Origin of the sequence: Rhizobium sp. BK251, assembly GCF_004345245.1 — a bacterium.
Classification (GTDB): domain Bacteria; phylum Pseudomonadota; class Alphaproteobacteria; order Rhizobiales; family Rhizobiaceae; genus Rhizobium.
The window spans coordinates 22,677-45,691 of sequence record NZ_SLUQ01000008.1; the positions used below are offsets into that span (position 1 = coordinate 22,677).

Genomic DNA, 23,015 nt, shown 5'->3' on the forward strand with positions numbered 1-23,015 from the left:
TTTAGACAATTCGATTTCCATCTCGATGGAATTGCTTCTCACCGAGTGGGGCGTTCCACTTTAGACCGGACACTCAGCAAGTAAGAAAGCTCAAGCCTTTGCTGGTCGGCGATGTCCGGCGGCGAATCCTGGCGCAATCATATGGGCAGGGCCGGCGACGGTTCTGGCCGCGCCAAGGCCTGCATTCCATTCCGCGCTCGAAGGATAAGCGGGCGTCACCAAGCCTGGTCGTTCTGTCAGGCAACCGCTACATCGATCATTGGTCGTCCTGCGGGTTGTCGAACTCTGGCACGTTGCCGGCGGCGGGGGGGAGGTGGGGGGCCTGGGTGAGGGGGAGTGCGGCGGCGGCGGCCTTGTTTTCCATGATCTTGGCCATGACCGCCTCGTGCTGGCGTGTGAATGCACCACGATTGTCCATGGCGAACTGCTGCGATCTGCGAAGCGCCGCGAGGTGGCCGTTGATCTCGGGCACGACATAGCGCGCGACCATGTCCCAGCTGCGGCGGATGTTTTCGGGGCTGGCCCAGTCATGGGCGAAGCCGATGATTGTGCCGAAGCCGCCGCTGATCTCCAGCACGGATTTGATCTTGGCAACGAGGTCGTCGGGTGTGCCGATGGTGGTGGGCGCACCTTCCGAGAAGGCGGTCATGTCGACGGCCTCGTCCGGCGATGTGAACGGCTGCACGCCCGGCATCTTCAGAAGCCCGCAAACAAATTCGTTATGATAGCGAAGGAGGCCATCGCGCACCTCGCTGCGGGCCTGCTCGCGCGTTTCGGCGATGTGCCAGCTGAGCATCACCCGCCAGTTCCGCCGATCGACCGTGTTACCGTGCTCGACCGCCGCCTGCTCGGCGAAAGCCCACTGCCGCGGCAGCGACAGCAGGCCCTGGCTCGACAGCGAGCCGAGCGAGATGACCCCGATACCGTGCTTGCCGGCGAGCGTCATGCCTGAGGGACTGATCTGCGAGGCAACGACGAAGGGTATCTCTTCCTGGAGCGGCAGGATCTGCAGTGCCGCATCCTGCAGGGTGAACCAATCGCTTCTGGCCGTGACGCGCTCGCCGTTGAACAGGCGCCGGATGATGCCGATGGCCTCGTCCTGGCGGTCGCGCTGGACCATGGGATCGATGCCGAGCGCATGGGCGTCGGAGGCCAAGGCGCCCGGTCCCGAGCCGAAGATCGCCCGGCCGCCCGTCATATGGTCAAGCTGCACCATGCGCTGGGCAACGTTGAAGGGATGATGATAGGGCAGCGAGACGACGCCTGTTCCGAGGCGAATGCGCTTTGTGCGTTCGCCCGCGGCGGCCAGAAACATCTCCGGGGAGGCGATCGTTTCCCAGCCGCCCGAATGGTGCTCGCCGCACCAGAACTCGTCGTAGCCGAGCAGGTCCAGATGCTCGACGAGGTCGAGGTCGCGCCGGTACTGCAGCATCGGGTGCTCGCCAACGGGATGATGAGGCGGGAGGAAGGCGCCAAAGCGTAGCCGTGACATCATGGAACTCCTGGAAAGCGGGATCGGAGCCGATGGCCGGATGCTAGGCGTCTCGCTGACTCTGGGCAAGCCTCGTGTCGGCCATGCCTTTCGCGTTCACGACAAAAGGGCCCACCTGCCAACTCTGCATGGGTTGCCGCATGGAATGGATGCTTCGCTGGGTCGTGAAGTCGGCCCTGGCCATGCCTAGCCTTGGGAGGCCACGGGCTCGGGGGTGGCGTGGCCCAGTTCATCGAGAAGACGGCGTGCGGCAACGAGATCCCGAGTTTCGAAGCCCTCTGTGAATTGCCCGTAGATATCCTTCAGCATCGCCCAGGCCTCGTTGCTCCTTCCCTGATCGTTCCATAGGCGTGCCAGGGGGATTGCCGCCTTCAGCTCCCAGCCGAGCGCAGATTGCTGCCGGGCACGGCGGATCGACTGGAGCAGCGATTCCTCGGCCGCTCTGAGGTCCGGCTGCGGCTGCGCCAGCAGGATTTCACCCCGGGCCCGCAGCAGGTCGGGCGGCCACAGGGTCTGGCTCGCTTCCTCGGCGCGGGCCACGGCCTCGTCGATTGTGGCAAGCGCGTCATCGAGGTGGCCGGAAAGAGCCAATCCTTCCGCCAGCGCGCGCGATGTTGCCAGCGTCACGATGTGATACTGGTTGCCATCCATGGCCCTGAGCGCCTGGCGCAAGATCTCGACACCCGACGAGGGATCGCCGCTCGCGACCGTGAGTTCGCCCTTGAGCGCGAGGCCGAGGGTGCGATGCGGACCGAGCGAATACTTGATGGCGTGCGCGATCGCGCGATCGGTGTGCTCTGCCGCACCTTTGACATCGCCGGTCCAGTGAAAAACCGGGACACAGTAGAGAACGACCATGCAATACGAGACGGGGTGCGTGAAGCGGTTCAGGCCTTCGATCCCCTGGCGCGCGACTTTACAGGCCTGGTCCGGAAAACCGCGCAGCCACAGGGAGCGGGCAAGTGTCGCCAAGGCGCGTCCATTGAGATCGTAGCCGAAGAAGTCCTGTCCGCCCGGCGCGACGTCCGACATGAGCCTGAAGCCGGACTCGCAGTGACGCAGCGCGGCGGCCTGATCGCCGGCCAGATGATGGGCCGCACCCAACAGCCATTCGGTCATGGCCTTTTCGGCCGGGCTCCCCCAGGTTTCCGTGACCGCGGCGCTTCGCCTTGCGGCCTCCAATGCGCCGCCGAAGTCGCCACGGCGCGTGAGAAAATGATTGAGACTGGAAAGCAGGTGCAGCTGGTGCTGCTTGTCGCCCAGCGTTTCCGAAAGCTCCAGGCCGCGCTCGATGGCGCCTCCCACCTCCTGGCTGTTGCCCTGCGTGTACATGGACGCCATCGCCAAGGCTTCCTGGAGCTTCAGCTCTCGCAGCGTCCCGCGATCGCTCTCCTGCATTGCGTTGAGGCCTTGCCGGCACCACTGCAGACACTCCTTCAGCAACGAGTGACTGAGGAACAGCGGGGCCGCCTGAGCTGCGAGTTCGACGCCGATCGAGCGGTCGCCCGAGCTGGAAAAGCTCCATGCCAATGCCTTGCGGACATTGCCCAGGTGGAAAGCGTGGTTCGCCGCCTCGCGGCCATCAAATCCCGGACCGGCAGCGGATGCCTCGAGGAACCCGGCAAAGTAACCGGCATGACGCCTTGCAACCGCGTCTTCATGGCCGCTGTCGCTCAGCTTGGCAGCGGCATAGGCACGGGTCGTATCCAGCAGCCGGTAATAGGCGGGTCCGCTCGTCGATGAGACCAGGATCAGGGACTTGTCGACCAGGCTGTTGATCGCCCTGGCTTGAGCCATTGTCCCGCCTTCGGCATCACCGGCGACCGCATGCGCTGCCTCCAGGGTGAACTGGCCGACGAATACCGAAAGCCTGCAAAGGATCTCCCGCTCATATCCCGGCAAGAGGTTGAAGCTCCAGTCGAGCATGGCTTGCAACGTCTGATGCCGAGGCGAGGCGGTGCGCCGACCCCGCAGCTGCAGCTCGACGTCGGAATCGAGAAGGTCGGCGGTTCCCTGTATGCCGTAGGTGCCGACCCGGCTGGCCACGAGTTCGATCGCAAGCGCGAGGCCATCGAGCCGGCGGCAGATGCTGGCAACAACCGGGGCTTCGGTCTCGCTCAGCTCGGCGCGGTGGCCGCTCGACGCCGCCCTCTCCATGAAGAGCTGCACGGCGGCTGAAGCGAGCGCCTGGGCAGCGGAGGGCGTACGATCATGCGGGCTTTCGAGGGGCGGGAGCAGATGCACGTTTTCGCCTTCGGCGCGCAACGCCTCGCGACTTGTCGCCAGGAGATGCACCGACGGGGCAGCGCGCAAGAGCCGTTCGGCCAACGCCGAGGCTGCCCCGATCACATGCTCGCAATTGTCGAACACGACGAGCATCCGCCTGTCGGCGAGGAACGCGGCGATATAGGGCTCGGGGTCCGGGCCCTGGACGACGCAGCCGAGGGCGGATGCGAAGGCACTCGGAGCGTCCGCCGGATCGGTCAGCGAACCGAGATCGACAAAACAGACCGCGTCCTCCTCGAACTCGCGGCGCAGCGCGTGGGCGACCGCCACTGCGACGGTGGTCTTTCCAATGCCGCCCGGCCCGACGACGCTGACGAAGCGCCGCGACAGAAGCAGCGAGGACAGCATGTCGATGGCATCGCTGCGGCCGACGAGAAATCGCGGCGGCGGCGGAAGGTTGGTCGGCCGGGCCGAGGCTGCGGGGGTAACGACAATGGTGATCGGCTCCGGAGCGCCACGCCGGACCGGGGCGACGAAGCTGTAGCCCCGGCCGGGAATATTGACGATGTATCGCGCCCCGTCCTCGCTTTCCCGCAGCGCCTTGCGAAGCGCGGTCATGTTCACGCGAATATTTGACTCCTCGATGGTCACGTCTGGCCAGACGAGATCGATCAGCTCGCGCACGCTCAGGACCTGTCCGGCTCGGCCGGTCAGGGCGATCAGGATGTCGAGCGCGCGTCCGCCTATAGGGACCGGCGTGCCATCCCTTGCGAGCAATCTCTCTGCTGGAGCCAGATCGAACGGGCCGAAAAATACGATCTCGCCGGTTCTCGATTCGCCGTCACCTGCCATGATAGCCGTCCTGGCCATTCGCAGCCCCCGCTGAGTTCCCGGCTATCTGTTTACATCCTTTCATGGCCTTTTACACGGGCGCCCCATTACGAGGCCGGATTCGATGCGAGGTCCGGGGCATGGTCACCGGCCATGCCTTGCCTGAAGCGGCCGGCGCGACTGCCGACTGCCTGTCCGGTCCGCGGGGGCGACTGCCGGCCCCCGGAACAAATGCCGCGCGGAGGTGTTCGCTCGTAGTGCAAGGAGATACAGATGAGCTACGATCAGAATGAAGACCCCGACCTGCGCGGCCCGACAACAGCTCGAAGCCGTTCGACTTTCTGGGCTGTGTGGGCGACTGTCGCCGCTGTGGTTGTCGTGGGTGCGGCGGTCTGGATACTCTGGGGTTCGGAGCTCGACCCGGGCACGACCGCTTCGACATCGCCGATTAGCCAGCCTGAGCCGCAACCTTCGATAGTCATCCCTGCGCAGCCTGTGGGCGAGCCGCCGTCATCGCCGCCATCCAACGGGCCGCAGCAGTGAATTGCCGGCCAGGCCCTTTGGAACCTTTTTCGGCGTTGCAGGTTATCGATCAGAGAGAACTTCTCCGGCCGACGCTTCCCCTAACGACTGTCGGCCGTTTGCCCCGGCCGCCGCCCCCCAGCCATGCGCCGGGGCTTTTTTGTGGAAGTTGTGCAGCAGATACCGCTAGCCAACTCTCGGATGACGGCTGGCCAAGTTGCTTTCGTCGAGCCCTTCGTCAGTGAAACGGGCGCACCTCGACCGGCGCCCGGCAGGCGACGGCGGCTTTGCGGCCCCACACCAGCGCCTCGTCAAGGTCAGCGGCTTCCAGCACCCAGAAACCGCCCACATGTTCCTTGGTCTCCAGGTACGGCCCGTCAGTGATGAACACCTCGCCATTGGGTCGCGCCCGCAGCGACATGGCGCTGCTTGCCGGACGCAGGCCGCCAACGAAAATCCTGACGCCGGCAGCCGTCATCTCGTCGTTCAGCACGTCGATATCGCGGGACATCGCTTCGTCCTCCGCGACGGAGGGGTCGTAGTCGTCGGGATGGTGAATGGCGACCAGATACTGCGTCATGACGTCCTCCTGTCACGCTCCTCGGGTGGGGCGGTTGCCCTGCCTTCACTAATAAACGAACGGCCGGGCGGGAATTCGACAAATCGTCCGAGAAATCTTCCCAATGCGCTGCTCCCGCATCGCTGTCGGCTTCGATCCTGCCTTTGATGAGGAGCCAGCCAGACTCCGCGCGCTTGGCTCCGCGGCGTGAATGAAACGGGAGGGAGCATCGCGGGGCTTCGTGCGTCGAGCACAAACGGGGTGGCCTGGCGAGAAGCTGTACCTGGTTCTTGCGCGGCTGACGGGCGGCTGCATGAGCCTCAGTCGCCATCGGCTGCCAATTTTGCAGTGATGCACAACAGACGTCGCCCGCCAAATGTGATAGCCTTCAGCCCGCCCGGAAGCCTTGGCAGGATGGGAAACTCCATGAGGCGACGGGAATTGTTACGCTCCGCGGCGGCGCGGCAGCGATAGGGCCGTGTATAAGGCGGTCAGCAGGAGGCACAGGTCAGGAGGAGACAAGCATGAGCCTGGACAACACCTCGCACCCCGGCAGACGGAGCGCCGACGAGCTGGTTCCATCGCGCTACGCGCTGAAGATCGGCGATATTGACGTGTTGGTGGTCAGCGATGGGGTACTACCGCTGCCGACCGCGATGTTGGGACACAACGCCGACGCGGCCGTCCGGGCGGCCTGGCTGGACGAAATGTTCTTGCCGCCGGACGCCTTCGACTGGGCGCTGAACGTGGTCCTGGTGCGCAGCGGCGGACAGACGGTGCTCCTCGATGCCGGACTGGGCCTGGACCCGGACTTGAACCTGCCGCGGGCCGGGCAGCTGATCAAGCGACTGGAGGGCGCCGGCATCGATCTGGGATCGGTGACCGACGTGGTGCTGACCCACATGCACATGGACCACGTCGGCGGGCTGCTCGTCGATGGCGTGAAGGAGAAACTGCGTCCGGACCTGCGGATCCATGTGGCCGCCGCCGAGGTCAAGTTCTGGGAGGCGCCCGATTTCTCCCACGTCTCGATGCCGCCGGGGTTTCCGGACGCGCTGCGGGAGACGGCCAAGCGGTTTGCGAAAGAGTACCGCAGCCATCTGCGGCTGTTCGACGAGGAGCACGAGGTCGCGCCGGGTGTGGTCGCTCGTCGCACCGGCGGCCACACCCCCGGACACTGTGTGATCCGCATGGCGTCCGGTGGCCAAGGGCTGACGTTCGCCGGCGACGCCGTGTTCGCTGTCGGGTTCGATCACCCCGACTGGTACAACGGTTTCGAGCATGACCCCGAGGAGGCGGCCCGGGTCCGGGTCAGGCTGTTGCGAGAGCTGGCGGCGAGCGGCGAACTGCTGGTGGCCACTCACCTGCCGTTCCCATCCGTCGGCCATGTGGCGGTCGACGGCGACCACTTCCGTTGGGTGCCGGTCTTCTGGGACTACTGAGCGCTTGTAGGGTTAGGGTCGAACCAGGGCAGGAAGACTAGTTGAACGATGGCGCGATGTCCGCTTCCGTCGACGGAACGACGATCCCGGCATAGTGAACCGGGGTTCCCTCTCGGTTGCTGAAGCAGCGTCCATAAGCGACCACGGACGCGTATTGTCCGGCTGCATCACGCACGCGATACATTTCCTGCTGCGGATGGCGGGCGATGATCGCGTCCCTGATGGCCTTGGAGAGCCGGACGCGATCATCCGGATGAACCCTGTCCAGGTAATCGGAAAGCGGCAGACCACATTCGGCTTCGTCGGGATCCAGCCCGAAAAGCGTCGCGAGGGCCGAGTCGGCGTAGACGAGATCGAGCGCCATGTCCCAGGTGAAAAAACCGGCCTCCGGCGCATGGGTGTTGTCGTCTGGCGAAGGCACGAATTCTTCCGGCAATGGCACGCGATTCTCCCCTGTCCTGCGAGTGATTAGATAACGCTAAATTAGATAAAAGCCAGTCGGTTTCGCCGCGGTTGCCTCATCAATAGGAATGATCTCCTGAAGAACGATCGGCGCCATCCGATCAATGAGAAAGCGCGATGCCGTGAAAGCGATGCGTTCCGGGCTCTCGACAGGTTGATGAGCGTCGCCTTCAGCGCGCCAGAGTAAGCGGCCATAATTGCCGAATGAATCGCCCGCCCGCCCATCGTTCCGGTGGCTGGATCGTTTGTGGCGCAAGGCATCGGGAAGACCGAGATGATGGAAGTGGCGAAGACCTTGAGCGAAATGACGCCACAGGAGCGTTCCCGGATGATCTCGATGACGGCGGGAGCGCTGGAGGCGGCAGTCGATGATGCAAGGAAGGCCGGCGATGCACGCCTTGTCGCCAATCTGACCAGCCTTGCACTTACGATACGCGGTTGCTCGAGCGACATCGCTGCCGACAACATCCGGGCCGTCGAACTGCTGCTGCAACAGGCAATCGAACTGGTCTCCTCGTGCTCGCGTCGAAGCCGGGGCTCGGGAGCGATCCACTAGGCTGCGAACGCGGTGGCTCCTGAACCAACAGTCGACATGCTTGAACGGGACGCCCACGCGATGAGCGCCGTCCGGCCTCGTGGCACCGGTTCTGGGATCAAGCCTTGGGCTTGCTGCCCTGTGGATGGTCTTTTGTGGCGGCCTTCATCTGATTGGCGAACGTAGCCTCCGCCTTTGCGGGTGACTTGTCCTTTTTTGGTTTCCGCGCCTCGCGGGTGCTTCTCATTTGTCCCTTGGCCATTGGTTCGCTCCCTTCGAAATTGATATCAGGCATCAGAGCTGCACTGGCTTCGACGAATTGGTTGCGATGCTCTAGTCGAACGACTGCCGCAAAGCGCATTTGGGGCCGGCGTTGCGGAGCAACTCATGACTGCGACTGCCTTCTTGTCTGCTGACGCACCACGGTACGGGTCAGGCCAAACCGCGAACAGGCCGAAGCACCATCACCATACTCTCAAATCAGGCGATCGTCGCGTGGCGCCTGGCGCGCTATTCGAAGGGCAACCTCGATATCCGGCCGATCAGCCGGCATCCTTCATTGCGGCGCGCAGGGCGTCGTTGATGCGATCCTGCCAGCCTGGTCCATGCGCCTGAAAATGAGCAAGGACGTCGCTATCGATCTTGATTGAAACGAGTTCCTTCGTATTGGGAATCGCAGGCCTTTCGACAGCAGGAGCGATCACCTTCTTTGCCGGCCTGAACAACGCCTCCGCAGCATCTTTCGGATTGGCCGGTCTTCGGGGTGTTGTTGCCATGATCGCTTCCTTTTCGTGGCGAATTATTCCGCGCCCTCGTCCCCGAGGGGATGTCGGACCCTTACCTTACGCTCGTTCAGCAAGGCGACATAACGCTTCCGCATTTCATCGGCGTGAATTTCACCGGTAATCCACAAGGAGACGAGAGCCATGGCATCCGGGTCGCCGTCGATCGGAACGCCGCGATCCCTCGCGCGTTCGATCACGCGCTGGGCGATACTTCCACGTGAGTTCATCAGGATATCTTGCTTCGTATGGATTCGGAGCGACGCCAATAGCAAGCAGCAGATGGCGGCACCACCTGAAACGACCCCATCCATGCGTCATCCACCGCTCAGTGCCCTATCGACGACTTTCTGCGATCGCGATCGCCGTCGGGTGTCCGACCGAGCAGGCAAATAGAGACAAGGCGAATCGAGATGCCTGCGGCGCTGCTTTGCGTCGTGCCGACGGGTCATGACGGAAAGGGTCCAATCGGGAGGAATCCAGTCCGTGGCTTACGGCCATCCCGGCCGACTGCGGCTATGTCTGGATTTCTACTCGGGGAAAAATCGCGCGAGGCAGAACGTATTGGTGATGTTCAGGATCAGGTCGGCCGACGCGACGAGGCCGAGGCAGGCCATCCCAACGAGAACAATGCGCCCTGTCATTGCCTGTCCCCCAACTGGCTACTCTCCGCCCCCGCGGAGAGAATGATGACCGGATCATATCCCCGGCCACCTGCAGTCTCAAGTACACAAAGTCGAACCCCCGCTTCCAGAAGGTGGAAGCGGGGGGTTGAAGTAAGCGTCAGGCTACGAAGGGAACCGCGACAAAGGTCTTGTTGCCGCCGCGTTCGATCTGCAGCAGGACAGACTTGCGGCCGGCCTTGCTGGCGTCCGCGACCGCCGCCTTGATATCATGCGCATCCTGAACCGGCTTCTGGTTGACCGACACGATGACGTCACCCATCTGGATACCGGCGGCAGCCGCCGGCTTGTCGGGGTTGACGCTGGCCACGACGACACCGTTGACATCGCTCGACAGGTTAAGCTGCTGGCGAATTTCAGGGGTCAGGTTGGCAAGGCCGACGCCGATGCTCGGCTGGCTCGACTTCTGGCCCTGTTCGTCCTGGCCTTCGAGTGCTGCCTGCTGGGTGTCGTTGTCGCCGATCGCAACATTGAGATCGACGGACTTTCCGTCACGCCATACCGTGAGCATTTCCTTGTCGCCGGGTACGAGATCGGCAACGAGCCGCGACAGGTCCTTCGGCGTCTTGACGGTTTCGTCACCGACGGCCGTCACCACATCACCGGCCTGCAGGCCTGCCTTGGCGGCCGGGCTGTCCTTGGTGATGTCTGCAACCAGCGCACCGTTCGCCTTGGACAGGCCAATTGCATCGGCGACTTCAGGGGTCACCGGCTGGATCTGCACGCCGAGATAGCCGTGTTCGATGGAGCCGTTCTTCTCGAGCTTGGCAACGATTGCCTTGGCTTCGTCGGAGGGGATCGCGAAGCCGACGCCGACGCTGCCGCCGTTCGGCGAGTAGATCGCCGTGTTGATGCCGACAACCTTGCCATCACGATCGACGAGCGGGCCACCGGAGTTGCCGTGGTTGATCGGGGCATCGATCTGGATGAAGTCGTCATACGGGCCGCTGTGCAGGTCGCGGCCGCGGGCCGAAACGATACCTGCGGTAACCGTCGTGCCAACGCCGAACGGATTGCCGATGGCGAGGATCGGGTCACCAAGCTTCAGCTTGTTGGAATCGCCCCAGGCGACGGTCGGCAGCGGCTTGGGAGCATCGATCTTCAGCACGGCGAGGTCGGACTTGGGATCGGCGCCCAGGAGCTTGGCCGGAAGTTCCGTGCCGTCATCGAGCGTTACCTTGAGTTCGGCGGCGTTGTCGATGACGTGGTTGTTGGTGACGATCACGCCATCCGGGCTGATGATGAAGCCCGAACCGAGGGCCATCCCACCGCCATGCGGCTGCTGCTGCGGCTCCTGGCCCGGCATGCCCTGGCCGAAGAACTGGTGGAACTGCTGATTGGGCTGCGAAGCGTCGTCGCTGACCGGAGTTGCCTTCATGGTGTTGGTGATGGTCACGACTGCAGGCTTGTCGGCATCGACGATCGAGGCAAAGGAGGCGCCTGATGCGACCGTGCCATCAATCGTGGCCGGAGCGGCGGAGACGGTTGTCGCTTCCACGGCAAAGGGGAGCGCCGCGCCGACAATGAGGGCAACACCCAGGAGGGCCGCGGTACGATGTCTGCGGAGTATATCTGGCATGACAAGAGTTCCTTGGAAGATCGTTTGGCTTTGATCGCGCCCCGGCTGATCTTCTTAACCCGGCGCCGAATGATCCACTTGTTTCTGTCCGGATTTTTATATTTCTGCCGTTTTTGGCAATAATACTTAAATCCCGTAAGAACTTGTGTTCGAATGACAATATGTGCGCCAGAAGAGCCGTTTTCAAATTAAATATTAGACACGTATATATTAACATTTGTACAGACATTACTGGATGTTAATGTTTGCCGCGAATTCCGGCCTCCACGCGCAGCGGCTTCAGCCTTCCGGCGTGCGGATATCAACGGTTTCCGCCGCGCATTTCATTCGGCTCGGCAACACCCACTTTGGCCCGGAATGAGCGCCGATGACAAAGCGTGCATCCTTTGGCGGCGCGCCGCGTTATCCGGAGACAAGATCCGGAGTACGTCGCGATGCCAAACGCCCTCCACGCCGGCAGATTGCTAACTGCGGTCACGATCATGGTCGCAGCGGTCGCCGCGGTTGCCCTGACGCAGGATACGCACCGCAAGCCAGTTACGCCGTTGCCGGGTGCCCGCCGCGCGGACGACGGCCACGGCCGCCACGCCGAGGTACCCGAAGCCATTCCGCTCACCGGCCTGCGCGACGTGCTCTGGCGCGTGGCCCACGAAGTCGTCAACGACCGGGTCACTCTGATTGCCGCGGGCGTGACGTTCTATCTGCTCCTGGCCCTGTTCCCGGCCCTTGCGGCTCTCGTGTCGCTCTATGGACTCGTTGCGGATCCGATCACGATATCCGACCACCTTCGCCAGCTTGCGGGCCTCCTGCCGCCGGGGGCATTCGACCTGCTTGCCGAGCAGATAAAGGGGCTGGTCGAACGGCGGGACAGTGCGCTGGGCATCACCTTCTTCTTTGGTCTGGCTATCGCCCTCTGGAGCACGCATAGCGGAACGCTGGCGATCTTCGACGCCATGAACGTGGCCTACGAGGAGCGCGAGAAGCGGAGCTTTATCCGGTTGAACCTGATCGGACTGTGTTTCACGCTCTGCGCGATGCTGTCCGCGGTCGTCATGGTCACGCTTGTCGGCGTCATGCCGGTCGTCCTCTCCTATCTCTGGCTCGACCAATTCAACGAGCATATGGCTCTTCTCCTGAGGTGGCCGTTTCTCCTGCTGGTGGTCGTCGTTGCCGTCACCGCCGTCTACCGCTTCGGCCCTAGCCGGGCGCCTGCCAAGCTGCGGTGGATGACATGGGGCGCTGTCCTGACCACGGTCGCGTGGTCGGCCATGTCGATCGGCTTTTCCTTCTATCTCCAGCATTTCGCCAACTACAACGCGACATACGGCACCCTCGGCGCGCTGATCGGCTTCCTCATCTGGACGTGGCTTTCGGTCGTCATTCTCATCGTCGGAGGAGAACTCAATGCCGAACTGGAGCACCAGACGGCGAAGGACACGACGACCGGAACGCCACTGCCGATGGGGGAACGCGGTGCCTATGTTGCCGACACGTTGGGCGAGACCGTGGCCTGAACCCGCTGCGGCCAAGGGGGACGACACGACTCGACTGCCTTTAAAGGAGGATGCCATGTTCACACCGCAGACGCCGATCACCGACGCGCAGGAATCAGGCCTGGCATCGCTCGCCAACGAGATCTCCTCGGCCATCGCCTACGCGCCCGGCATGCAGGACATCCGGGTGACGGTCACCGAATGCGCGGGCGAATTCCTGCTGGAGGGCACCATCCCCGACAAGGCGACCGCCGACCGGATCGAGGCCGTTGCCCGCGCGATAGGCGGCGGCAAAGTCATCTCACGGCTGCAAATTGCCAATGACGAGGCGTGCCGCAAGACTGATGCAAATGGCGACCGGCGCCAGCCCGGGTAGGCACGTCCTTTCAAACTCGCAGAAGGCCCCGCCGCCAGTCGTCGCTCACAGCCTGTCCTCCTCGTATTGCTTCGCGCCCGGCACCGGCCGGAGCCAGCCCTCCCTGCGCTTGATCCAGAGTTCATAGGTCGGGGTGAGGCCGGTCGGAGCATCGGTGAGGATGCCAAGCTTGATCTCGGCCTCGTCCTCGTCGGCGGAAAACATTCGGGATCCACATTCCGGACAGAAGCGCCGGCCGGAATATTCAGACGTATCGCCCGTGCTCTCGAACTGGTCGGCCGGCCAGATGGCGTAAAAGGTGAAGGCCGATCCGCTTTCCTGCCTGCAATCGGTGCAATGACAGATGCCGATCCGCCTGGGCTCGCCGCGGACGGTTATTCGGACGCGTCCGCATAGGCACGATCCAGTGAGCGTGCTCATGACCTGCGCTTTCCGTCATCGACAACTTCAGTGTCGGGACGGTCGCCGCCGTCGGCATGCTCCGTCCGCCAGCGCCCATCCTCGAGCTGATAGGAGATTTCCGCATCCTGGCCTTGGATATGCTGGCGTGCGGCGGCCGACTTTGCGGCGGCCAGCGCGCTGTCATGATCCGGAAACGTTTCCGACCAGACGTCGCCCAGACGGTATCCGTAACCGCCATCGTGCTCACCGACATGATAGATGATTGCCATTGTGTTCTCCTCCTGTGAGATCGATGTCAAGGTAGGGCAGGGAGGCCGGCATTCCAATCCGCTTCGACGGACGATGATCTTGATCTCGTCCGCAATGGTGGGATCTGGGCAGCGCGCCCCGAGGCCCTTAACGACGACCAGTGCAACCTTTGATGGAGTAGAAATCGGGTATTGCGAAATTTGCTGCAACCGCACAACCTAGTGGCGCTGCAGCATTCGTGCAGTGGTGACACCAAGACATTTAACTCGCCACCTATTTTATGGCGAGGCTATTGAAATTATTATCATTTTTTCGCTGACGGATTGTCAAAAAATCGGGAGTGCCAAAGTGGATCTCCATCTATCGGATGGCGCGGCCGTGGGTCGCGCCAATGGACCTGCTGTGTTTTCAATTGGGGTAAAAGCCGGGCGGGAGGAGGCGCCCGTGCAGCCTCTCGAGCTTGCGGAAATCCGCGAGCGGGTGGCCCTTGCGGCGCCCTATTTCGCGTTCTCGGATATGGAAATGCATGGCGATGGATCAATCCGCGCCCATTTCGATGCGGAACATCAGACAGGTTTCGAGCAGGGACCGATTGCGATGGCCGAAATGGTTCGCCACCTGGCGACGCTGGGTGCCTGCGCGGCCGTTGCCGGCCAAGCCATGCCGAAAACCTACTATCTGGGAACAAAAGGCCGGCTGAAAGTGCTTCGCCCTGCCACGAGCAAGACGGCGAGGGGAACGTTCGACGCCTTTTCGGAAGTGCTCGCCCGGGACAAGCGGAGCCTGACGGCCCATTCGACCGTATCGAACGGGGACTTTCTGGCCTATTTCCATTGCGAATACCAGGTTATCCCCGAGACCATCTTTTCCAGAACCTTCAAGCATTATCGCTGCGAAGATGTCATCGAGCCCGTCGGCAATCCCTATGCGGAGCCGATCGAGCTGGAATTCGACGCTCCGGAAGGAATGTCGCTGACGGCGCACAGCCGCCCGCTGCCGTCCGGGCGCTTTAGCGGCCATTTTCACGAATATCCGTCATGGCCTGCATCGATCTATGCCGAGGCCGCATCGCGTGCAGCAGGCAGGCTGCTTCATCACCTCGCGGGCGAGGACGTAAAGTACAGTCCGGTTCGCATGGACATAGACGCGCTTCGCCTCATTTCGGCATCCGACAGCCTCTCCTTCCACGTCAGATGCCTGTCGGCTTCCAGACCGCTGTCTCACTACGTGTTTTCCGTATCGATCCAGAATGGCGATACCGTCGCCTCCGTGATCGAGATGGAGGCATACGTCTGAGGCCGATGCGATCCACACGAGCCGGATGCGCGACACCAGCGCGGTGCGCGACCGGCCTGAATTCTCAAGCAAGGTAACCGATCGCATGACAAGACTAAGCCTGCCCGATCCCGCGGACATGACACCCGCCGACCGTGCACAGTATGAGCGTTTCCCCGCCAATCTCACACGCGCGCTTCTCAGGACCAATGGCTGTACGCCGGGATACCTGGCGCTTGGCTTTGCTTTGAGAAGTACGGGTCTCTCGGACAAGCAGTTCGAGCTGGTTATCCTGCGTGTCGCCGCGCTGAGCAACAGCACCTATGAACGCATGCAGCATCTGGAACCGGCCAAGCAGGCGGGCTGGTCCGATATCGAGATCGCCGCAATAGAGAACGGAACGGCCGCAGGCCTTGCCGAAAGCGATGCCGCGCTTCTGCGCTTCGTGGAGGAATGCGTGGCCGATGTGCGTGTTTCGACGGTGACGTTTACAGCGCTGCGGGCGCATCTCTCCGACGATGTGATTGCCGATGCCACGCTGCTTGTCGGCTTCTACATGATGACGGCGCGCTTCCTGGAAACGCTGGACGTGGAACTCGACGCAGCCGCCTGCGAGGTGCTGTTCGTTCGCGACTGAGCCGATGCCGATCGGGGTGGCTTCAACTGTTCCGATCGGGCCGTTCCGGCTCGATCGTCGCGGCTTCGCGGCCGCTCGGTGTCTTCCAGGTCCCGGACATGCCTTCCCACCGTCGCGGATCGCAACGTGGCGGCAAGTGCGGGAGTGAGTGGAAGTTGTCGATCCGGAGACCCGTGTCGGAAGCGTAAGGGGTCTCTCTCATTTGCTGGGATGCACGAAACCTGGCGGCCAGTTTCAGGACGCCAAAACCATCTCCTGGTCATCCGTGCGGTTGAGCAAGCCGAACAAGTCCTCGGCCTCTTCGGCGGTAAGCATGTCCATGACAAGCCCGCCTATGACCGCCTTCTCCTGGGTGACTTCGTCGAAGACCGTCCAGTAGATGTTGAGGTTCTTGTGGAGACTATATCTCTGCATTTCCATGGGAAATACCTCCCGGTTTCCAACCTTATCTAAGGGTACCCCTGTCGCACCGGGAAATAAACTGAGCCAGTGTATAGCGACCCTATCCATTCGGATAGATTCTTGGCCATACTGCTAGGTTTGGCTTCTCACCAAGAATTATGCTTGCCCACGCCTTCAACTATACGAGTGCGGCGCGATGGAGCCCTGGCTCAGGTTCCCCGGGAAGCAACTACTACCGGTCCATCTCGATCAAAATATGACGAAGGCGCAGAGCGTCGCTCGGCTCGTCACTCATTGCGGAAATGGGTGCTCGCCAGCCGGGCATGTCATAGCTTTAAAGTTCCTATTTGCGCTCAGTCATCTGTTTTTCAGATGACCTCAGAGAATCTATCTATTTGTCATCCGTCCGGAATGACCATACGTTCGTCGTACATCGAAAGTCGGGTGGCTGATTGCGCCAAGGTGCTTCGCTCCGAATTCGATGAAAGGGAGGACTGCTGGAGTTTGACGATAGCCCGCGGCGCGGTGTTTCCGCCCGGCGGCGGAGCTTTGCCACGAAATCCCGAAAACTGATCTTTGCATGTTTCCCGCACCACCCTGCGGGGGGCGGTGACTATTCTCGCATGGAGATGGGAGCAGACAATGGAAGTGACGATTGTAGGTGGAGGCATCGGCGGCTTGACGCTCGCGCTCATGCTTCATGAAAAGGGCATCGCTTCGCGCATTTACGAAGCCGCCCCGGAATTGAAGGCGCTTGGCGTCGGGATCAACCTCCTGCCGCATGCTGCCCGCGAGATGTGCCAGCTCGGCCTCGAGGATGCGCTGGCCAAGGTCGCGATCACCACTAAGGAGTCCGGTTTCTACAACCGTTACGGCCAGCATATCTTCTCCGAGCCGACGGGGCGCTACGCCGGTTACGACTGGCCGCAGTTTTCCATTCACCGCGGCGACCTGCACATGGTTCTGGTCGAAGCCTTCAAGGCGCGTTGCGGCGCCGACCGCCTGATGACAGGCTGGCAGTGCACCGGTTTCGAGCAGGACGACAGGCAAGTGACATTGCATTTCGTCGATCCGCGCGATGGCTCGGAACGCCCGTCGGTGAAGGCCGAAATGGTCGTGAGCGCCGAAGGCATCCACTCGAAGATCCGCAAGCAGCTCTATCCGAACGAAGGCCCGCCGCGTTACTCCGGCATCAACATGTGGCGCGGCGTGACGAAGTGGAAGCCATTCCTTACGGGTGCGAGCATGGTGCGCATCGGTTGGCTGAATACCGCGAAAGTCCTGATCTACCCGATCCGCGACAACATCGACGGCGAAGGCAACCAGCTCATCAACTGGGTCGTCGATATCGAGACCGAGAAGTACAAGGCGCAGCGCGACTGGAACAAGCCGGGCCGGCTCGAAGACTTCTTCGACGTGGTCAAGGACTGGAAGTTCGACTGGCTGGATTGCCCGGCGCTCTTCAAGGCGGCCGACGCAATCCTCGAATACCCGATGGTCGACCAGGACCCGCTCGACCAGTGGACGTTCGGCCGCGTGACGCTGCTCGGAGACGCCGCCCACCCCATGTATCCGCGCGGCGCCAACGGCTCCGCCCAGGCTATCCTCGACTGCCGGGCGCTCACCACGGCGCTCGTGAAGGAAGGCGATCCGGTCAGTGCCATGCACGCCTACGAGGCGGTTCGCCGCCCGGCAACGGCCCAGGTCGTTCTCACCAACCGCAAGAACCCGCCGGATGCGATCCTGCGCGAGGTCTACGAGCGGACGGGCGACAAGCCGTTCGACGATATCAACAAGGTGATTAGCCACGAGGACCTCGAGCGGCTATCCACCAGCTACCAGAAGATCGCTGGCTACCACAAGGAAAGCCTTGCAATGACGCCGGCCGGGTCCTGACCCGGCTGTCGCCAACATTTCGTTCGGGAGGTCGGGATGTCGTTACAGGAAACCACCTACGCAAAGGCCACCGAGAGATCGGGCCTGTTCGGTCGTATCCGACCGGAATGGTTCATCATCGGTGCCGTCGTTCTGATCGTCGGCTGGCTGGCGTTGGTACCGCTTATTTTCCTTCTGTGGCAGAGCTTCATGACGCCTGCCGCAGGCGACGTTCCGGCCGTCTTTACCTTCGGCAACTATGTCCGTGCGTTGACCGACAGCAGCATCTTGCCGCTTTTCCGAAATTCGGTGGTGTTCGCAACCGGTACATCCTGTCTCGCGCTCGTCATCGGCACCTTGTTCGCCTGGCTTAACGAACGCACCAATACGCCTTTCAAGATGATGTTCTACGCGGCGTCCATCGTGCCGCTGGTCATCCCGTCGATCCTCTTCACCGTATCGTGGATCATGATGGCGAGCCCTCAGATCGGGCTGTTCAACCTCATCCTCAAGAACGCGTTCGGCATCTCCGGTCCCGTCTTCGATATCTATTCGATGGGTGGGATGATCTGGGTCGAGGGCCTGCACTATTCGCCGATCGCCTTCCTGCTGATGTCTGCGGCCTTCCGCTCGATGGATCCGTCGCTGGAGGAATCCGCGCTGATGTCGGGTGCGTCCATCGGCCAGATCATGTTCCGCATCACGCTGAAGCTCGTCTGGCCGGCTCTGATCGCCTCCTTCTTCATCCTCTTCATTCGCTCGATCGAATCCTTCGAGGTGCCTGCGCTGCTCGGCATGCCTGTCGGCATCGAGGTCTTCACCTCGTCGATCTACGAGGCGATCCGCGAGTATCCAAGCAATGTGGGGCTGGCCTCCGCCTACGCGGTGTCGCTGCTGGCGATCGCCTCCTTCGGCATCTATTTCCAGTCGAAGCTGTCCAACCAGGGCAGCAAGTACTCGACGGTCACGGGCAAGGGGTTCCGGCCGCGTCCGTTCGACCTCGGCCCTTGGCGCATTCCGGCGGCGGTCCTGATCGTCGCCTACATGGTCCTGGTGATCGTCCTGCCGTTCCTTGTTCTGTTCTGGTCGTCGCTGAACAAATATTACAGTGTACCCTCCTGGTCCGCGCTGCATCGGTTGTCCTTCGACGCCTACGGCAAGGTACTGGCCTATCCGATGGTCGGCCAGGCCGTCTGGAACAGCGCGCTGCTGTCGCTCGGCGCGGCAACGACGGTCATGCTGCTCACTGCGGTCGTTTCCTGGATCGTCATCCGTACCAAGCTGCCGGGCCGCTGGATTCTCGACAACATCGCCTCGCTGCCGATGGTCTTTCCAGGCCTCGTCCTCGGCTTGTCGGTGATGATTTTCTACCTCTATCTCGACATCGGCATCTACGGCACGACGTGGATCATCTTCATCGCCTATGTCACCCGCTTCATGCCCTACGGCATCCGTTACAACACGACCTCGATGCTGCAGATCCACAAGGACCTCGAAGAGTCGGCCGCGATGAGCGGCGCCTCCTGGAGCCAGAGCTTCGTGCGCATCGTGCTGCCGCTGCTGAAGCCGGGCCTGCTCGCCGGCTGGATCTACATAGTCGTCGTCTCGATCCGCGAATTGTCGAGTTCGGTGCTGCTTTACAGCCCGGGTTCGGAGGTCGTGTCGATCGTCATCTGGGAGCTCTGGCAGAACGGCCAGTATGTGGAGCTCTCCGCCTTCGGGGTGATGATGATCATCGCGCTCTTCGTGGTCGTGATGCTCGCCCAGCTCGTCGGCAAGAGGTTCGGCGTCAAGGAAGCCTGAGCCGGATTGGGAGGTCCGGCTTTTCGAAACGGGAGGAATGAATGATGAAATCGCATATCCGCATGGGGGCTATTAGCAAGGCCTTGATCCTTGGCCTTGTGGCTGCCTTTGCAACGGGACCGGCGCTTGCGCAGTCGGTCGCGGAAGTCGCTGCCTACAACGGTCCGGATCGCATGGAGAAGCTGGTCGAGGCGGCCAAGAAGGAGGGCAAGCTCACCCTCTATACCGTGACGCCTGTTGATGACGTAAACCAGGTGATCGAGGCCTTTACCGCGAAATACGGCATTCCCGTAACGCTGTGGCGCGGCAGCTCCGAGGACGTGCTGCGCCGTGCAGTGACCGAAATCAAGGCCGGCCGCCACGATGTCGACGTCATCGAGACGAATGGCCCGGAACTGGAGGCACTGCACCGCGAAAATATCCTGCAGGCGGTCGATTCTCCGGTCTTCTCCGAAATCTTCCCCGGCGCTGTGCCCGCTCATAGGGAATGGGCAGGCAGCCGTCTCAACATCATCACCGCCTCCTACAACACCGATCTCGTCTCCGATGCCGACGTGCCGAAAAGCTGGAACGACCTTCTCGATCCCAAATGGAGCGGCAAGATCGGCGTTGAATCCGAGGCCTATGACTGGTTGGCGACAGTTGTCCAAAGCTTCCCATCCAAGGAGGATGGGCTGGCGTTCTACAGCAAGCTCGAAGAGACAAATCATCCGCTGTTGGTCAAGGGTCATCCGCAGCTCGCCAACATGACCGCGTCCGGCGAACTGCCGATCACGCTGCAGGTCTACCTTTATCGCGTCCATCAACTGGAAGAGGAAGGCGCGCCGATCAAGCCGCTCTCCATCGGCCCGGCGATCGCCCGCATCAATGGCCTCGGCATCGCCAAGACGACCGAGCATCCGAACGCGGCGATCCTCTATCAGCAGTTCACCCTGACCGATGCACAGAAGATCCTGGCGAGCCGTCATTTCACCCCGGCAAACACGAAGGAAGTGCCTTTCCCGGCAAATATGGAGGTGAAGGTCATCGAGCCGACCGCAATGCTGGATGACCTGCCGGCGCTGCGGGAAACCTTCGAGAAGACTTTTCAACAATAACGCCCACGAATTCCTTTGGAGGAGGACGACATGCGCAATACCCTGAACATGGTGAAACGGCTGACGCGCTCTGTAGCGCTGCTCGGTGCCGTCGGCGCGGTGCTGGCGGGCCCGGCCCTGGCCCAGTCGATCGACGAGATCGCCAACTACAATGGCGCAGACCGGTTGGAAAAGCTCGCAGCCGCTGCAAAGAACGAAGGTTCGCTGACGCTCTACACCGCAACGCCGGTCGAGGACGTCACTGCCATGACCGATGCCTTCACCGCGAAATACGGCATCCCCGTCACCGTCTGGCGCGGCAGTTCCGAAGATGTGCTGCGCCGTGCCGTCACGGAAATCAATGCCGGTCGCTACGAGGCCGACGTGATCGAGACCAATGGGCCCGAACTCGAAGCGCTGCACCGCGAGAAGGTGCTGCAGCCGATTGAATCGCCGGTGACGCCGGACATCTTTCCGGGCGCTGTTCCTGCACACAAGGAATGGGTCGGCAGCCGCCTGAACATCATCACGGTCGCCTATAATACGGACCTCATCGCCGAAAACGATGTGCCGAAGACCTGGAACGACCTTCTCGACCCGAAGTGGAAGGGCAAGGTCGGCCTTGAAGCGGAAGCCTACGACTGGCTCGCGACGGTCGATGCGAGCTTCCCGAGCGAAAAGGAAGGCATCGACTTCTTCACCAAGCTTGCCGAGACGAACGGCATTTCGCTGCGCAAGGGCCATACCCTCCTGACCAACCTCACGGCATCCGGCGAAGTGCCGCTGGCGCTGACGACCTACCTCTACAAGGTCGACCAGATGCACAAGGACGGTGCGCCTATCAACTGGCTGCAGCTCGGCCCCTCGGTCGCGCGTATCAACGGCCTCGGCGTCGCCAAGACCGCCCAGCATCCCAATGCGGCGATCCTGTTCCAGGATTTCACGCTGACGGACGGTCAGAAGATTCTGGCAGAGCGCGGTTTCACGCCGACCAACACCAAGATCGCCCCGCTGCCGAAGGACCTCGACATCAAGGTCGTGGACGGTTCTGCCATGCTCGACAAGCTTGCCGAATGGCGCGAAACCTTCGAGACGGCGGTCAAGTAAGGACAATGGATTGAACGGAGACACCGCGGCCTCCGCGGTGTCTCGGCGATGCAGCCGACCGGACGGGAGCGCCGGCGGACGTGAGGAGATTTCGAGATGCTGAGTGTTCAGGGACTGACGACAGAGTATTCAGACGGCAAGGGCAAGACCGTCCGCGCCGCGAAGGATGTCGCCTTCGAGGTGCCGCAGGGCCGGCTCTTCACCCTGCTCGGGCCGAGCGGCTGCGGCAAGACGACGACGCTGCGCTCGATCGCCGGACTTGAACGGCCGGTGAAAGGCAACATCTCGGTCGAGGACGTGGTCGTCTATTCTGCCGGCAAGGGTGTTTTCGTGGCGCCCAATCGCCGCAATTTCGGCATGGTCTTCCAAAGCTACGCTATCTGGCCGCACATGAGCGTCTTCGAGAACGCCGCCTTTCCGCTGCGCGTCAGCAAGTCCGGTTTCTCCAAGAAGCAGATCGAGGAAAAGGTCGAGCGCGTCCTGAAGGCGGTGGCGCTGGAGAACTATGCGGGGCGCGAGGCGACGCGCCTTTCGGGCGGCCAGCAGCAGCGCCTGGCGCTTGCCCGCGCGCTTGTCATGGAGCCGCGCCTGCTGCTTCTCGACGAGCCGCTCTCCAACCTCGATGCCAAGCTGCGTGAACAGATGCGCTTCGAGCTCAAGCGACTGCAACGCGAGCTCAACCTGACGACTCTCTACGTTACGCATGACCAGCAGGAAGCGCTTGCGCTTTCGCACCAGATCGCCGTCATGAACGACGGCCAGATCGTCCAGCTCGGCTCGCCGCGCGAAATCTACGAAGCACCTCAGGCGCGATTCGTGGCGGACTTCATCGGCTCCTCGAATTTCCTGGACGGCAAGGTCATGGGGCGCGGCAACCAGCCGGGGCGCTGGGTGATCGAAAGTCCCGCCGGCCTGATTGAGGTGGCCTCGGAAGAGGCACTCGACGTCAAGGACAAGGTTACCGTCGCGATCCGTCCGGAAAACGTCCAGCTGATCGAGCCCGGCAAGCAGGACGGCGCGACCGGCAACCTCCTGGAGGGCCGTGTCGACACCAAGGTCTTCCTCGGAGAATGCGTCGACTACATGGTTTCCGTTGGCGAAACGCGGTTGCTGGCGCGCGCGCATCCGAGCCTGCGCACGCCGATCGGCAACCCCATCCTCGTGAATATCGATCCTGCCAAGGTCAACGTCATCAACCGCTGAGTTC

23 protein-coding genes are annotated in these 23,015 nt (G+C 62.1%); 12 read left to right on the plus strand and 11 right to left on the minus strand.

Annotation, left to right across the window (positions count from 1 at the left end; translation table 11 throughout):
* Window positions 1-256: 256 nt before the first annotated feature.
* Together EV286_RS20755 and EV286_RS20760 are read right to left on the minus strand one after the other, a co-directional pair.
* Complete coding sequence (locus EV286_RS20755) at window positions 257-1,492, minus strand: LLM class flavin-dependent oxidoreductase (RefSeq protein WP_132959455.1); 1,236 nt, start codon at window positions 1,490-1,492, stop codon at window positions 257-259.
* Window positions 1,493-1,678: 186 nt separating this feature from the next.
* Complete coding sequence (locus EV286_RS20760; protein ID WP_165932903.1) at window positions 1,679-4,588, minus strand: winged helix-turn-helix domain-containing protein; 2,910 nt, start codon at window positions 4,586-4,588, stop codon at window positions 1,679-1,681.
* 234 nt (window positions 4,589-4,822) lie between these two features.
* Between EV286_RS20760 and EV286_RS20765 the strand changes: the two genes are divergently transcribed.
* Complete coding sequence (locus EV286_RS20765; protein ID WP_132959072.1) at window positions 4,823-5,092, plus strand: hypothetical protein; 270 nt, start codon at window positions 4,823-4,825, stop codon at window positions 5,090-5,092.
* A gap of 217 nt (window positions 5,093-5,309) precedes the next feature.
* On the opposite strand, the gene EV286_RS20770 is transcribed toward EV286_RS20765, so the two are convergent.
* Window positions 5,310-5,651, minus strand: a complete 342-nt coding sequence (locus EV286_RS20770; protein WP_132959073.1) for a YciI family protein — start codon at window positions 5,649-5,651, stop codon at window positions 5,310-5,312.
* Between the two features lie 503 nt (window positions 5,652-6,154).
* Here EV286_RS20770 and EV286_RS20775 point away from each other — a divergent pair.
* The gene (locus EV286_RS20775; protein WP_132959074.1) at window positions 6,155-7,072 is read left to right on the plus strand and encodes an MBL fold metallo-hydrolase; all 918 of its coding nucleotides are present in this window, start codon (window positions 6,155-6,157) and stop codon (window positions 7,070-7,072) included.
* 37 nt (window positions 7,073-7,109) lie between these two features.
* Here the strand turns inward: EV286_RS20775 and EV286_RS20780 are convergent, their stop codons facing one another.
* The gene (locus EV286_RS20780; RefSeq protein WP_245500779.1) at window positions 7,110-7,514 is read right to left on the minus strand and encodes a PAS domain-containing protein; all 405 of its coding nucleotides are present in this window, start codon (window positions 7,512-7,514) and stop codon (window positions 7,110-7,112) included.
* A gap of 294 nt (window positions 7,515-7,808) precedes the next feature.
* Here EV286_RS20780 and EV286_RS20785 point away from each other — a divergent pair, with 294 nt between their 5' ends.
* Window positions 7,809-8,090, plus strand: coding sequence for a hypothetical protein (locus EV286_RS20785; protein ID WP_132959075.1), 282 nt, complete (start codon window positions 7,809-7,811; stop codon window positions 8,088-8,090).
* 97 nt (window positions 8,091-8,187) lie between these two features.
* Here the strand turns inward: EV286_RS20785 and EV286_RS32055 are convergent, their stop codons facing one another.
* The 4 genes from EV286_RS32055 to EV286_RS20800 form a co-directional block, all read right to left on the minus strand.
* Entirely contained in the window at window positions 8,188-8,331 is a 144-nt protein-coding gene (locus EV286_RS32055) for a hypothetical protein (protein WP_165932904.1), read from the minus strand.
* Window positions 8,332-8,611: 280 nt separating this feature from the next.
* Window positions 8,612-8,845, minus strand: a complete 234-nt coding sequence (locus EV286_RS20790; RefSeq protein ID WP_132959076.1) for a BrnA antitoxin family protein — start codon at window positions 8,843-8,845, stop codon at window positions 8,612-8,614.
* Window positions 8,846-8,868: 23 nt separating this feature from the next.
* Entirely contained in the window at window positions 8,869-9,081 is a 213-nt protein-coding gene (locus EV286_RS20795) for a hypothetical protein (RefSeq protein WP_132959077.1), read from the minus strand.
* Window positions 9,082-9,634: 553 nt separating this feature from the next.
* Complete coding sequence (locus tag EV286_RS20800) at window positions 9,635-11,113, minus strand: DegQ family serine endoprotease (RefSeq protein ID WP_132959078.1); 1,479 nt, start codon at window positions 11,111-11,113, stop codon at window positions 9,635-9,637.
* Window positions 11,114-11,547: 434 nt separating this feature from the next.
* On the opposite strand from EV286_RS20800, the gene EV286_RS20805 reads away from it, so the two are divergent.
* Together EV286_RS20805 and EV286_RS32060 are read left to right on the plus strand one after the other, a co-directional pair.
* A complete protein-coding gene (locus EV286_RS20805; RefSeq protein WP_132959079.1) occupies window positions 11,548-12,627 on the plus strand; it encodes a YihY/virulence factor BrkB family protein in 1,080 nt (359 codons plus the stop codon).
* A gap of 55 nt (window positions 12,628-12,682) precedes the next feature.
* Window positions 12,683-12,982: a BON domain-containing protein gene (locus tag EV286_RS32060; protein WP_165932905.1), complete on the plus strand. Its 300-nt coding sequence runs from the start codon at window positions 12,683-12,685 to the stop codon at window positions 12,980-12,982.
* A gap of 45 nt (window positions 12,983-13,027) precedes the next feature.
* On the opposite strand, the gene EV286_RS20815 is transcribed toward EV286_RS32060, so the two are convergent.
* Together EV286_RS20815 and EV286_RS20820 are read right to left on the minus strand one after the other, a co-directional pair.
* Window positions 13,028-13,402 (minus strand): GFA family protein, encoded by a 375-nt coding sequence (locus EV286_RS20815; RefSeq protein ID WP_132959081.1) that lies wholly within the window; start codon window positions 13,400-13,402, stop codon window positions 13,028-13,030.
* Complete coding sequence (locus EV286_RS20820) at window positions 13,399-13,653, minus strand: DUF2188 domain-containing protein (RefSeq protein WP_132959082.1); 255 nt, start codon at window positions 13,651-13,653, stop codon at window positions 13,399-13,401. Before EV286_RS20820 ends, EV286_RS20815 begins: the two co-directional genes overlap by 4 nt.
* Window positions 13,654-14,077: 424 nt before the next feature.
* Between EV286_RS20820 and EV286_RS20825 the strand changes: the two genes are divergently transcribed.
* Window positions 14,078-14,929, plus strand: coding sequence for a hypothetical protein (locus EV286_RS20825; RefSeq protein ID WP_132959083.1), 852 nt, complete (start codon window positions 14,078-14,080; stop codon window positions 14,927-14,929).
* Window positions 14,930-15,014: 85 nt separating this feature from the next.
* Window positions 15,015-15,545, plus strand: a complete 531-nt coding sequence (locus EV286_RS20830; protein ID WP_132959084.1) for a carboxymuconolactone decarboxylase family protein — start codon at window positions 15,015-15,017, stop codon at window positions 15,543-15,545.
* Window positions 15,546-15,779: 234 nt separating this feature from the next.
* On the opposite strand, the gene EV286_RS20835 is transcribed toward EV286_RS20830, so the two are convergent.
* Window positions 15,780-15,965 (minus strand): hypothetical protein, encoded by a 186-nt coding sequence (locus EV286_RS20835; RefSeq protein WP_132959085.1) that lies wholly within the window; start codon window positions 15,963-15,965, stop codon window positions 15,780-15,782.
* Between the two features lie 624 nt (window positions 15,966-16,589).
* Here EV286_RS20835 and EV286_RS20840 point away from each other — a divergent pair.
* The 5 genes from EV286_RS20840 (at window position 16,590) to EV286_RS20860 (ending at window position 23,011) form a co-directional block, all read left to right on the plus strand.
* Window positions 16,590-17,843, plus strand: a complete 1,254-nt coding sequence (locus EV286_RS20840; RefSeq protein ID WP_132959086.1) for a flavin-dependent oxidoreductase — start codon at window positions 16,590-16,592, stop codon at window positions 17,841-17,843.
* 36 nt (window positions 17,844-17,879) lie between these two features.
* Window positions 17,880-19,625, plus strand: coding sequence for an iron ABC transporter permease (locus tag EV286_RS20845; RefSeq protein ID WP_132959087.1), 1,746 nt, complete (start codon window positions 17,880-17,882; stop codon window positions 19,623-19,625).
* A gap of 41 nt (window positions 19,626-19,666) precedes the next feature.
* A complete protein-coding gene (locus EV286_RS20850; RefSeq protein ID WP_245500780.1) occupies window positions 19,667-20,722 on the plus strand; it encodes an extracellular solute-binding protein in 1,056 nt (351 codons plus the stop codon).
* Between the two features lie 30 nt (window positions 20,723-20,752).
* Window positions 20,753-21,808 carry an extracellular solute-binding protein gene (locus EV286_RS20855; RefSeq protein WP_245500781.1) on the plus strand — a complete coding sequence of 352 codons (1,056 nt, stop codon included), beginning with the start codon at window positions 20,753-20,755 and terminating at the stop codon, window positions 21,806-21,808.
* Window positions 21,809-21,904: 96 nt separating this feature from the next.
* Window positions 21,905-23,011, plus strand: coding sequence for an ABC transporter ATP-binding protein (locus EV286_RS20860; protein ID WP_132959088.1), 1,107 nt, complete (start codon window positions 21,905-21,907; stop codon window positions 23,009-23,011).
* Window positions 23,012-23,015: the final 4 nt, after the last annotated feature.

What these genes read in the sequence shown, in the direction of transcription:
- EV286_RS20805 (WP_132959079.1), top strand. Translation starts at nt 11,548, where the DNA reads ATGCCAAACGCCCTCCACGCCGGCAGATTGCTAACTGCGGTCACGATC.
- EV286_RS20815 (WP_132959081.1), bottom strand. Translation starts at nt 13,402, where the DNA reads ATGAGCACGCTCACTGGATCGTGCCTATGCGGACGCGTCCGAATAACC.
- EV286_RS20775 (WP_132959074.1), top strand. Translation starts at nt 6,155, where the DNA reads ATGAGCCTGGACAACACCTCGCACCCCGGCAGACGGAGCGCCGACGAG.
- EV286_RS32055 (WP_165932904.1), bottom strand. Translation starts at nt 8,331, where the DNA reads ATGGCCAAGGGACAAATGAGAAGCACCCGCGAGGCGCGGAAACCAAAA.
- EV286_RS20755 (WP_132959455.1), bottom strand. Translation starts at nt 1,492, where the DNA reads ATGTCACGGCTACGCTTTGGCGCCTTCCTCCCGCCTCATCATCCCGTT.
- EV286_RS20760 (WP_165932903.1), bottom strand. Translation starts at nt 4,588, where the DNA reads ATGGCCAGGACGGCTATCATGGCAGGTGACGGCGAATCGAGAACCGGC.
- EV286_RS20785 (WP_132959075.1), top strand. Translation starts at nt 7,809, where the DNA reads ATGATGGAAGTGGCGAAGACCTTGAGCGAAATGACGCCACAGGAGCGT.
- EV286_RS20795 (WP_132959077.1), bottom strand. Translation starts at nt 9,081, where the DNA reads ATGAACTCACGTGGAAGTATCGCCCAGCGCGTGATCGAACGCGCGAGG.
- EV286_RS20770 (WP_132959073.1), bottom strand. Translation starts at nt 5,651, where the DNA reads ATGACGCAGTATCTGGTCGCCATTCACCATCCCGACGACTACGACCCC.
- EV286_RS20855 (WP_245500781.1), top strand. Translation starts at nt 20,753, where the DNA reads ATGCGCAATACCCTGAACATGGTGAAACGGCTGACGCGCTCTGTAGCG.
- EV286_RS20850 (WP_245500780.1), top strand. Translation starts at nt 19,667, where the DNA reads ATGATGAAATCGCATATCCGCATGGGGGCTATTAGCAAGGCCTTGATC.
- EV286_RS20800 (WP_132959078.1), bottom strand. Translation starts at nt 11,113, where the DNA reads ATGCCAGATATACTCCGCAGACATCGTACCGCGGCCCTCCTGGGTGTT.
- EV286_RS32060 (WP_165932905.1), top strand. Translation starts at nt 12,683, where the DNA reads ATGTTCACACCGCAGACGCCGATCACCGACGCGCAGGAATCAGGCCTG.
- EV286_RS20765 (WP_132959072.1), top strand. Translation starts at nt 4,823, where the DNA reads ATGAGCTACGATCAGAATGAAGACCCCGACCTGCGCGGCCCGACAACA.
- EV286_RS20820 (WP_132959082.1), bottom strand. Translation starts at nt 13,653, where the DNA reads ATGGCAATCATCTATCATGTCGGTGAGCACGATGGCGGTTACGGATAC.
- EV286_RS20840 (WP_132959086.1), top strand. Translation starts at nt 16,590, where the DNA reads ATGGAAGTGACGATTGTAGGTGGAGGCATCGGCGGCTTGACGCTCGCG.
- EV286_RS20860 (WP_132959088.1), top strand. Translation starts at nt 21,905, where the DNA reads ATGCTGAGTGTTCAGGGACTGACGACAGAGTATTCAGACGGCAAGGGC.
- EV286_RS20835 (WP_132959085.1), bottom strand. Translation starts at nt 15,965, where the DNA reads ATGGAAATGCAGAGATATAGTCTCCACAAGAACCTCAACATCTACTGG.
- EV286_RS20830 (WP_132959084.1), top strand. Translation starts at nt 15,015, where the DNA reads ATGACAAGACTAAGCCTGCCCGATCCCGCGGACATGACACCCGCCGAC.
- EV286_RS20790 (WP_132959076.1), bottom strand. Translation starts at nt 8,845, where the DNA reads ATGGCAACAACACCCCGAAGACCGGCCAATCCGAAAGATGCTGCGGAG.
- EV286_RS20845 (WP_132959087.1), top strand. Translation starts at nt 17,880, where the DNA reads ATGTCGTTACAGGAAACCACCTACGCAAAGGCCACCGAGAGATCGGGC.